The following is an 8,621-nucleotide window of genomic DNA, read 5'->3' as shown; positions in this document are numbered from 1 at the left end:
CCGCCCGCTGGGGGTGACAAACGCGGTCGGCCTCTCCCTCGCTGGCGGGCTCTGGATCGCCGGTGTCGAACTGGGCGGCGTCGCCGTGACCGCGGCGCTGTTCGCGGCGTCGCGCGTCCCGATCGGCGTCTACAACGTCGGCGTGCAGGCGACGGTGCAGACCGGCGTACCGGACGACCGGCTCGGACGGGTGACCGCGACGGTCAGCAGCCTGAGCAACGTCGTCGGCCCGCTCGGACTCCTACTCGGCGGCGTCGTCGGCGACGCGGTGGGCGCGACCGCGGTGCTGCTCGGCGGCGGCGTCGGCATCGCCGCGACCGGGCTGCTCTGGGGAGCGCTCCCCTCGCTCCGCCGCTTCGGCGCGCCGACGACGGTTCGGCCGGGGGCGTTCGGCTGACCGGTCCGGAACGACGGCGAACCCCGACGCTTAAACCGGGTGACCCGCTACGGTGCCGCCAATGAAGTTCTGCGACGAGTGCGGTTCGATGATGAAAGCCGAGGGCGACGAGTGGGTGTGTGGCAGCTGTGGCGCCACCGAAGCCCGGAACGAGGCCGAGGAGTCCGGGATGACCACACAGCAGGATCAGGAGGAGAGCGACATCGTCGACATGTCCGACGTCGACGAGGAGGCGCTGGGGCCGACGACGGAGATCCGCTGCCCCGAGTGCGGCCACGACCGCGCGAGCTACGAGATGAAGCAGATCCGCGCGGCCGACGAGTCCGAGACGCGCTTCTTCACCTGTACGGAGTGCGGCCACAAGTGGCGCGAGGACGACCACTAAAGCCGACCGAGAACCGTTTTCGGAAACAGCGAGCCGCGTCTCGCTAACTACTCCTTCCGAGCAAAAGTGAGATAGCCGGTGTGCCCGACGCCGGCCGTCGACGGCCGCGTGCCGCGGTCGCCCACGTCCATCCGGCGCTGGATCGTCTCGAACGTCCGGATGTCCGTGAGGCCGCCGCGGCCCGCCTCGACGGTCTCGCGGACCGACTCCACGAACGGCGAGTACACCGCGACGAACCCCCCGGCCGTCAGGAGTTCGGGCGCGCGCTCGACCACGTCCGGCGAGTCGCCAGTGTCGAGCGTGAGCACGTCGAACGGTCCCTCCGCGACCAGTTCGTCGAGGTGCTCGGTCACGTCGCCGGCCCGCACGTCGACGCGGTCGGCGACGCCGCCAAGTTCCATGTTCTCGCGGGCGACCTCGGCGAACTCCGGGTCGGTCTCGTACGTCGTCACGTCGGCGCCGGCGCGGGCGAGGTGGGCGGCGAGCACGCCCGTCCCGGTGCCGGCGTCGAGCACGCGGTCGCCGCCGCCGGCGCCGGTGTGGCCCATCACCAGCCCCGCGTCGCGGGGCATCATCGGCGCGCCGGTACGCTCGAAGTGCTCGAACAGGTCCGGCCCGCGGAGCTCCCGGACCGTGAACGGCTCGCCCAGGTGGGTTTCGAGTTCGTCGCCGTGTTCGACGTCCTCGGGCACGTCGAGCACGCCGAGATCGGTCTGGAGCTCCTCGCCGGGACGGCGTACGTACTCGCGGTCCCCGTGAACAAGCAGAAAGGCGCCCACAGGACTACTCCAGCTGATCGACGGCCGCGGCGAGGTCGCCGTCGTTCTCCGCCAGAACCTCACGCGCGGTGGACTCCGTGACGCCCGCTCGCTGGGCGACGATCTCCACGTCGGCGTCGGGAATCCCGCCGTCGTCGGTGGACTCCTCCTCGCCGCTCTCGATCGCCTCGGCGTCGCCGGCGCCCGTCTCGCGGACGTTTGGCTCGCCGACGATCTGGTAGGTCTCCTGCCCCTGCGCGTCCATCTTGGTGACCTGTGCCCCGTCGAAGTAGAGCTCCTCGTCACCCGTCCGGATGATCACTTCCTCGGCGTCGAGCTCCTCGACGTCGATCCCCATCTGCTTCATCATCTGCTGCATCTTGCGCGGGTTGAGTCCGCCGCCTCCAAACATGGTCGTGAGTCGGTGGGGCGGCGTCAAAAGCGTGGCGAAGCCCCCGCTATCCCCGATAGCGTCGCACTCCGCCGAAGCAGGCTTTAGGTTCCCGCCGATCCTCGGAGGAGTATGTACCTCGCCGAGCAGACGTGGCCCGACCTCGCGACGGCCGAGGCCGGCCCCGTGGCGTTCGTCCCGCTGGGTTCGACCGAACAGCACGGTCCCCACCTCCCGCTCTCGACCGATCACGTCATTGCGGAGGGGCTGGCCCGCGCGGCCGCCGACAGGACCGGCTTCCTCTGCACGCCGACCGTCAACGTCGGCGTCAGCGACCACCACCGACAGTTCCACGGCACGATGTGGGTCTCGCCCTCGTCGTTCCGAGACTACGTCGAGGACCTCACCCGGAACCTCGCGTACCACGGGATCGACCGCGTGGTGTTCGTGAACGCCCACGGCGGGAACGAACAGCACCTGCAGGAGGTCGGCCGCCGCGTGCGCGCCGACGAGACGGCGTTCGCGACGCCGTGGATGTGGGACGAGTCGATCCCCGACCTCGTGAACGAGGTGTTCGAGACCAACGGTCCCCACGCCGGCCCGAAGGAGACCTCGATGCTGCTCCACCTCGCTCCGGAGACGGTGAAGGAAGGGGAGTTCGAGAACGCCCGCGACGGCGGACTGCAGGACCTCGCGAGCGCCGGTCACAGCCGACACGGCGCCCGCGTCCACTACGACACGATCGATAACTCCGCGAACGGCGCGTTCGGCGATCCGACCGACGCCAGCGCAGAGAAAGGTGAACGGATCTTCGAGGCGGCATGCGACGAACTGATCCAGTTGGCCGAGTGGCTCGCCAACCAACGGTTTTCCGACCTGATGCCCCGCGAGCACGTCGACGCCGGGAGCGCGACGGAACTCTAACGCTCGGCGACCCGCGTACTCAGACAGAGCCCCGAGCCGACCGGGAGGACGAACGACTCGAACGCCGGATCGGCGCGGACGTGTTCGACGTAGTTCGCGATCCCCTCGGTGCCGTCGCTGGCGTCCTCCGGCAGCGGTTCGTCGTCGGCGAAATAGGCCGTCAGCGCGTCGAGATCGATCGGCCCGCGGGTCATGTTGTCCGCGACGATCACGCCGCCCTCGGGGACTTTCTCCCGCGCCTTGTCGAACCCCTTCGCGTAGCGCGGCTTGTCGTGGTCGATCAGCACCACGTCGAACGGGCCGTCGTAGGCGTCGACGGTCTCCAGCGCGTCGCCGTGCTCGAACTGCGCGCGGTCGGCGTCGCCGGCGCGGTCGAGGAACGTCCGGGCCATGTCGAGTTCGTCCTCGTCGATCTCCGTGAGCACCACCTCGTCGGCGCCGCCGTCGAGGAACCACGAGGCGCTGTAGCCGTAGCCCGAGCCGAACTCGAACACGCGCTCGGCGTCGGTCAGGCGTGCGAGCATGCGCAGGACTGCGCCCGCGTCGGGACCGATGATCGGGAACCCGTTCTCGTCGGCGTAGTCGGCCATCTCCGACTGGATTTCGCTGTGGCTCGCGCCCGTGGCACGAATGTATCGTTCGACGGTCTCCAGATCCATGCGCGTCGGTTCGACGGCTGAGAAGTAAGCGTTTGGTCCGGCGAACTCGGCTGCGGCGTCGGCGCGAACCGGCTGCGGTGCCCCGATCAGACCAGCGGTCGGGCGAGGAAGCCGCCGAGCAGCAGCAGCACGACCGAGAACGTCGCCGCCAGCCGGATCAACGTCTGGTTCTCGCGACCGGCGGTCTGGATCTTCCCGTCGCCGAGGGAGTCCTGAATCCGGCCGATGGAGGCTTCGAGCAGCCCGGTGACCACCAGCCAGAGCGCGAGCATGCCGAGCACTGCGTGGCCCGTGCTGGTGCTGAACAGCGCGCCGTCGGGGTAGCCCGTCGCTGCCATGTGGCCGCCGGTGACGACGAACACGACAGCACCGATCCGGGTCAGCCAGCGCAGCCCGGTCGTGATCGACATCGCCGAGGTGGCGCCGATGTCGCCGTCGGAGAGCAGCGGGTGGATCCGCCACGCGTAGAACACGGTCGTTCCGGCCCAGATCCCGGCGAACAGCACGTGCAGCATACTGAACGCGGTGTCGATGATTGCCATGTGCGTCCCCTGTACCCGGTCGCCGATAAAGCCGGGTGACTCCGGAGCCTCAGACCGGCCGCGGAGGCCGCCGCAGTCTCCCCATCCTTAAGTCCGAACCGTCCCCAGTTCGGAGCATGTTCGACGACGAGGACCTCGCGGAGATCCGCGAGGGGAAGGAGTCCTGGGAGGCGGAGACCTACGGCCCGACCGTCGAGCGCTTCGGCGAGCGCAAGGAGGAGTTCACCACCGACACCGGCGGCCAGGAGGTCAAGCCGCTGTACACGCCCGACGACATCGCCGACAAGGACTACGAGGCGGAGATCGGCTTCCCGGGCGAGGAGCCGTACACCCGCGGGGTCTACTCGACGATGCACCGCGGCCGGCTCTGGACGATGCGGCAGTACGCCGGGATGGGGACCGCCTCCGAGACCAACGAGCGGTTCCACTATCTGCTCGATCAGGGCCAGACCGGGCTCTCGATGGCGTTCGACCTGCCGACGCAGATGGGCCACGACTCCGACGCCGACATGGCCCAAGGCGAGGTCGGGCGCTCGGGGGTCGCCATCGACTCCATCGAGGACATGAAGACGGTGTTCGACGGCATCCCGCTGGACGAGGTGTCCACGTCGATGACGATCAACGCCCCCGCGAGCGTGCTGCTCGCGCTGTACATCGCCGTCGGCGACGAGCAGGGCGTCGACCGCGAGGAACTCCGCGGGACGATCCAGAACGACATCCTGAAAGAGTACGCCGCGCGGAACACGTACATCTACCCGCCGGAGTCGTCGATGCGGCTGATCACGGACATCTTCGAGTTCTGCGCCGAGGAGACGCCGAAGTTCAACACCATCTCCATCTCGGGCTACCACATCCGCGAGGCCGGCTCCACCGCGGCGCAGGAGGTCGCGTTCACGCTCGGCAACGGGATCGAGTACGTCGAGGCGGCCATCGACGCCGGCCTCGACGTCGACGAGTTCGCCCCCCAGCTCAGCTTCTTCTTCAACGCCCACAACAACATCTTCGAGGAGGCCGCGAAGTTCCGTGCGGCTCGGCGGATGTGGGCCCAGATCATGGAGGAGCGCTTCGACGCGGAGAACCCCAAGTCGAAGCAGCTGAAGTTCCACACCCAGACCGGCGGCTCGACGCTGACCGCCCAGCAGATCGAGAACAACGTCGTCCGCGTCTCCTATCAGGCGCTCGCGGCGGTCCTCGGCGGCACGCAGAGCCTCCACACCAACGGGAAGGACGAGGCGCTCGCGCTGCCGACGGAGGAGTCAGTCCGCACCGCACTCCGGACCCAGCAGATCCTCGCCCACGAGTCCGGCGCCGCCGACACGATCGACCCGCTGGCGGGCAGCTACTACGTCGAGAGCCTCACCGACGACATCGAGGAGGAGGCGTTCGAGATCATGGACGAGGTCGACGAGCGCGGCGGGATGCGCGGCGCGATCGAGGAGCAGTGGGTCCAGCGGCAGATCCAGGAGGTCGCCTTCGACCGGCAGGAGGAGATCGAGGAGGGCGAGCGCATCATCGTCGGCGTCAACGAGTTCGAGGTCGAGGACGCCGAGCCGGAGATGGATCTGGAGTCGGTCGACGAGGAGGACGAGCGGCGACAGATCGAGCAGTTGGAGGACCTGCGCGAGCGGCGCGACGACGACGCCGTCGAGGCGGCACTGGACGACCTCGCGGCGGCTGCCGAGGGCGACGAGAACGTGATGCCGTACATCGTCACCGCCGTGAAGGCGAAGGCGACGGTGGGCGAGGTCTGTAACGTGTTCCGCGACGTGTTCGGCGAGTACCAGCAGGGCGTCTCGGTCTGAGCGCCGTTCGGAGAAGGGGGAGTTGGGTGGGGAGCGGCGGACGATCGGTCTACGCCGACCGCCCGCCTCGTTCGGGGGCTGCCTTCGTCAGCGGGGATCCGCTGACGGTCACTCGTAGGGGCGATGAATATTTGACAGTAACGGAGGGTACGATACGCGTTTTACCGACCCAGCTCCAGTCGGGCGGTTTCCGAGGCGGGCTACTCCAGTTTGACTGCTGTCCCGTAGGCCAGCATCTCCGCGCCGGTGCCGGCGATCTCGGAGGTCTCGAAGCGCATACACACCACGGCGTCGGCGCCCATCTCCTCGGCTTTCTCCAGCATCCGTTCCTCGGCCTGCTCGCGGGAGTCCGACAGCAGTTCCGTGTACGCCTTCATCTCGCCGCCGATCAGGTTCCGCAGGCTCTGGGTGAAGTCCCGGCCGACGTTCCGCGCCCGGACGGTGTTCCCCCGGACGGTGCCCAGCGTCTCCGCGATCTCCTCGCCCGCGATCGTCTCGGTGGTGGAGGTCTGCATGGCCGGGCGTGTGTCCGACTGGCTCATAATCGTGTCGCCGGCCCCGCCACGCGCGCTGCCCGGAAGACCCACGCTTTTGCCCGCCGCGACCGCACCCCCGTCTATGGAGTTCGACCACGCCGGCGTCGCGACCGACGACGCCGCCGAGACTGCCGCGCTGTTCGCCGACCTACTGGATGCCGAGCGCGTCCACGAGGAGACCGACGAGGACCGCGGGATGCGCTTCGTCTTCCTCGATCTGGGCAACGGCTACGTCGAGGTGATCGAACCGCTCGACGACACGAGCACCCTCGCCGACTACGTCGCCGAGGACGGCCCGGGCCTCCACCACGTCGCGTTCGCGACCGACGACGCGGCCGCGGCGCTCGATCACGCCCGCGACCTCGGCGTCGAGACCATCGACGACGAGCCGCGGCCGGGCGCGTGGGGCCACGACATCGCGTTCCTCCACCCGCGGGACACCGCAGGGGTGCTGGTGGAGTTCGTGGAGCACTGAGCCGGGTCGTGGTATATACCCTCACATAATCCTCGGTGGTGTATATATCCGACGAGCTATCGAGCGATTTATGCAGGACCGTTCAGCACGTCGACCCGCATGCAACGACGGGCACTCCTGAAGACGGCGGCGGCCGGTGCACTGCTCGGGAGCGTCGGCGTGAGCACGAGTACGAGCGCGCTCGCGGCGACGGGCACGATCGACTCGCTGGTGTTCGACTCCACCGCGAGCCAACTGAACGCGGAGAAGGAGCCGTTGACCGACGACTCGCTGGTGGCGGTCTGGGCGGCCGAGACGGCGACGACCGTCGACGAGGACGGGAACGACGACGCGGTCATCTACCCGGAGGACGCGTCGATCCCGCTGGTGACGAGCGACGACGGCGTCGTCGGCTTCGGCGCGCCGATCGTCCAGAACGGCACCGACTTCGGCTTCGGCAACGAGGAGTTCGTCCAGAACGTCCTCGACGCCGAGGCCGACGGGTCGGCGGTGGCGTTCGACGACGGCCACGGCCAGTTCTACGACAGCGATAGCTTCTCGCAGTTCCTCAACTACGCCGAGGCGAACGGCTACGAGACCAGCGCGACCACGGATCTCGCGGGTGCGCTGCCCGACGCCGACGCGGCGATCGTCACCTCGCCGGCGACGGCGTTCACCGACGACGAACTCGATGCGCTCGCGACGTTCGTCGACGGCGGCGGCGCGCTCCTGCTGTTCGACCAGTCCGACTACGGCGACTACGACGCGACGGCCAACCTCAACGAGATCGCCGACGCGATCGGTCTCGGCTTCCGGTTCAACGACGATCAGGTCATCGACGAGGGGAGCAACGACGGGATCGGGTTCGTCCCGACGACCGATCGCTTCGACGCCGAGACGTTCGACTACTTCGCCGACCGGCCGGGAATCGCCCCGCCGGAGCTGGAGAAGGGCGAGCAGTACGAGGTGGACGTCATCTCGGTCACCGACGGCGACACCGCCGACGTGCGGTTCTCCAACGGCTGGGTCGACACGGTCCGCATCCTCGGGCTCGACACCCCCGAGACCGGCGAGACTGAGGAGAACCTCGACGAGTGGGAGGGACTCGAAGACGAGTCCTACCTCAAGGATCGGGGCGACGACGCCGCCGCGTTCGCCGACGACCTGCTCGGCGACGAGACCGTCTCGATCCGCTTCGACGACGAGGAGCCGCTGCGTGGGGACTTCGGTCGGCTGCTCGCGTACATCGACGTGGACCGCGACGGCGACGGCACCTACGAGTACCCCTACAACCGTGCCGCGGTCCGCGAGGGGTACGCCCGCGTCTACGACTCCGGCTTCGGCCAGCACGACAGCTTCCTCGAGGAGGAGTTCGCCGCCCGCGACGAGGGGCTGCGCCTCTGGGCCGAGAGCGACCCCGACGCCTCCGAGACGATCCGGAACGGCGAGGTGACGGAGATTTACGCGCCGTACGCCGCCAGCGTCCGGACGACCGACGGCCAGATCGACGCCAAGCGCGTGCCCGTGGCGGCGTCGCCGACCGCGACCCAGCAGGACGCCGACCTGACGTACGACGGCGACGTGCCGCTCGTGGGGATCGACCAGCACGCCCGCGTCGCGATGGCGGGGTCGACGCTCGTCGACGAGCAGTTCGAGGACTCGGAGTTCCCGGACGACGTGAGCGGGTACGGCAACTACGCGTTCCTCACCAGCCTGCTCGACCGGCTCTCCGACCGCGAGGGCGACGTGCTGATCGACGGCGGCCACGGCCAG

The 8,621-nt window shown here is 68.8% G+C and carries 10 protein-coding genes and 1 pseudogene; 6 read left to right on the top strand and 5 right to left on the bottom strand.

All coding sequences use genetic code 11. The features are described 5' to 3' along the window. Both ACFR9S_RS07465 and ACFR9S_RS07460 read left to right on the top strand, forming a co-directional pair. Positions 1–397 (top strand): annotated as a pseudogene (locus ACFR9S_RS07465) (MFS transporter); the annotation flags it as partial. Between the two features lie 61 nt (positions 398–458). Beyond that, positions 459–782 (top strand): transcription factor S, encoded by a 324-nt coding sequence (locus ACFR9S_RS07460; protein ID WP_379733101.1) that lies wholly within the window; start codon positions 459–461, stop codon positions 780–782. Positions 783–829: 47 nt separating this feature from the next. Here ACFR9S_RS07460 and ACFR9S_RS07455 read toward each other — a convergent pair whose 3' ends face one another. Together ACFR9S_RS07455 and ACFR9S_RS07450 are read right to left on the bottom strand one after the other, a co-directional pair. Then, on the bottom strand, positions 830–1,561 hold the full coding sequence (locus ACFR9S_RS07455) for a methyltransferase domain-containing protein (RefSeq protein ID WP_379818359.1): 732 nt from the start codon (positions 1,559–1,561) through the stop codon (positions 830–832). A 4-nt stretch (positions 1,562–1,565) separates the two neighbouring features. Beyond that, positions 1,566–1,952: a nascent polypeptide-associated complex protein gene (locus ACFR9S_RS07450; protein ID WP_379731096.1), complete on the bottom strand. Its 387-nt coding sequence runs from the start codon at positions 1,950–1,952 to the stop codon at positions 1,566–1,568. Positions 1,953–2,063: 111 nt separating this feature from the next. On the opposite strand from ACFR9S_RS07450, the gene ACFR9S_RS07445 reads away from it, so the two are divergent. Next, positions 2,064–2,855, top strand: coding sequence for a creatininase family protein (locus tag ACFR9S_RS07445; protein WP_379731095.1), 792 nt, complete (start codon positions 2,064–2,066; stop codon positions 2,853–2,855). Here ACFR9S_RS07445 and ACFR9S_RS07440 read toward each other — a convergent pair. Further along, on the bottom strand, positions 2,852–3,514 hold the full coding sequence (locus ACFR9S_RS07440) for an O-methyltransferase (RefSeq protein WP_379731094.1): 663 nt from the start codon (positions 3,512–3,514) through the stop codon (positions 2,852–2,854). The two genes, ACFR9S_RS07445 and ACFR9S_RS07440, sit on opposite strands and share 4 nt — an antisense overlap. A gap of 86 nt (positions 3,515–3,600) precedes the next feature. Beyond that, positions 3,601–4,056: a transporter gene (locus ACFR9S_RS07435; RefSeq protein WP_379731092.1), complete on the bottom strand. Its 456-nt coding sequence runs from the start codon at positions 4,054–4,056 to the stop codon at positions 3,601–3,603. A 116-nt stretch (positions 4,057–4,172) separates the two neighbouring features. Between ACFR9S_RS07435 and ACFR9S_RS07430 the strand changes: the two genes are divergently transcribed. Continuing rightward, positions 4,173–5,858 carry an acyl-CoA mutase large subunit family protein gene (locus tag ACFR9S_RS07430; RefSeq protein ID WP_379818358.1) on the top strand — a complete coding sequence of 562 codons (1,686 nt, stop codon included), beginning with the start codon at positions 4,173–4,175 and terminating at the stop codon, positions 5,856–5,858. Positions 5,859–6,058: 200 nt separating this feature from the next. Here ACFR9S_RS07430 and ACFR9S_RS07425 read toward each other — a convergent pair whose 3' ends face one another. After that, positions 6,059–6,373 carry a YbjQ family protein gene (locus ACFR9S_RS07425; RefSeq protein ID WP_379731090.1) on the bottom strand — a complete coding sequence of 105 codons (315 nt, stop codon included), beginning with the start codon at positions 6,371–6,373 and terminating at the stop codon, positions 6,059–6,061. Positions 6,374–6,476: 103 nt separating this feature from the next. On the opposite strand from ACFR9S_RS07425, the gene mce reads away from it, so the two are divergent. Both mce and ACFR9S_RS07415 read left to right on the top strand, forming a co-directional pair. After that, a complete protein-coding gene (gene mce, locus ACFR9S_RS07420; RefSeq protein WP_379818357.1) occupies positions 6,477–6,869 on the top strand; it encodes a methylmalonyl-CoA epimerase in 393 nt (130 codons plus the stop codon). 99 nt (positions 6,870–6,968) lie between these two features. Beyond that, a partial coding sequence (locus tag ACFR9S_RS07415; RefSeq protein WP_379818356.1) for a DUF4350 domain-containing protein occupies positions 6,969–8,621 on the top strand: 1,653 nt, incomplete at its 3' end.

It is taken from the genome of Halolamina salina, from assembly GCF_042678005.1.
Lineage (GTDB): Archaea > Halobacteriota > Halobacteria > Halobacteriales > Haloferacaceae > Halolamina > Halolamina salina.
Note: the sequence above shows the minus strand (reverse complement) of the source record. Positions and strands in the feature narration are given on the sequence as shown.

Coding starts and splice junctions, on each gene's coding strand:
- ACFR9S_RS07440 (WP_379731094.1), bottom strand. CDS start 3,514: ATGGATCTGGAGACCGTCGAACGATACATTCGTGCCACGGGCGCGAGC.
- ACFR9S_RS07460 (WP_379733101.1), top strand. CDS start 459: ATGAAGTTCTGCGACGAGTGCGGTTCGATGATGAAAGCCGAGGGCGAC.
- mce (WP_379818357.1), top strand. CDS start 6,477: ATGGAGTTCGACCACGCCGGCGTCGCGACCGACGACGCCGCCGAGACT.
- ACFR9S_RS07430 (WP_379818358.1), top strand. CDS start 4,173: ATGTTCGACGACGAGGACCTCGCGGAGATCCGCGAGGGGAAGGAGTCC.
- ACFR9S_RS07425 (WP_379731090.1), bottom strand. CDS start 6,373: ATGCAGACCTCCACCACCGAGACGATCGCGGGCGAGGAGATCGCGGAG.
- ACFR9S_RS07435 (WP_379731092.1), bottom strand. CDS start 4,056: ATGGCAATCATCGACACCGCGTTCAGTATGCTGCACGTGCTGTTCGCC.
- ACFR9S_RS07445 (WP_379731095.1), top strand. CDS start 2,064: ATGTACCTCGCCGAGCAGACGTGGCCCGACCTCGCGACGGCCGAGGCC.
- ACFR9S_RS07450 (WP_379731096.1), bottom strand. CDS start 1,952: ATGTTTGGAGGCGGCGGACTCAACCCGCGCAAGATGCAGCAGATGATG.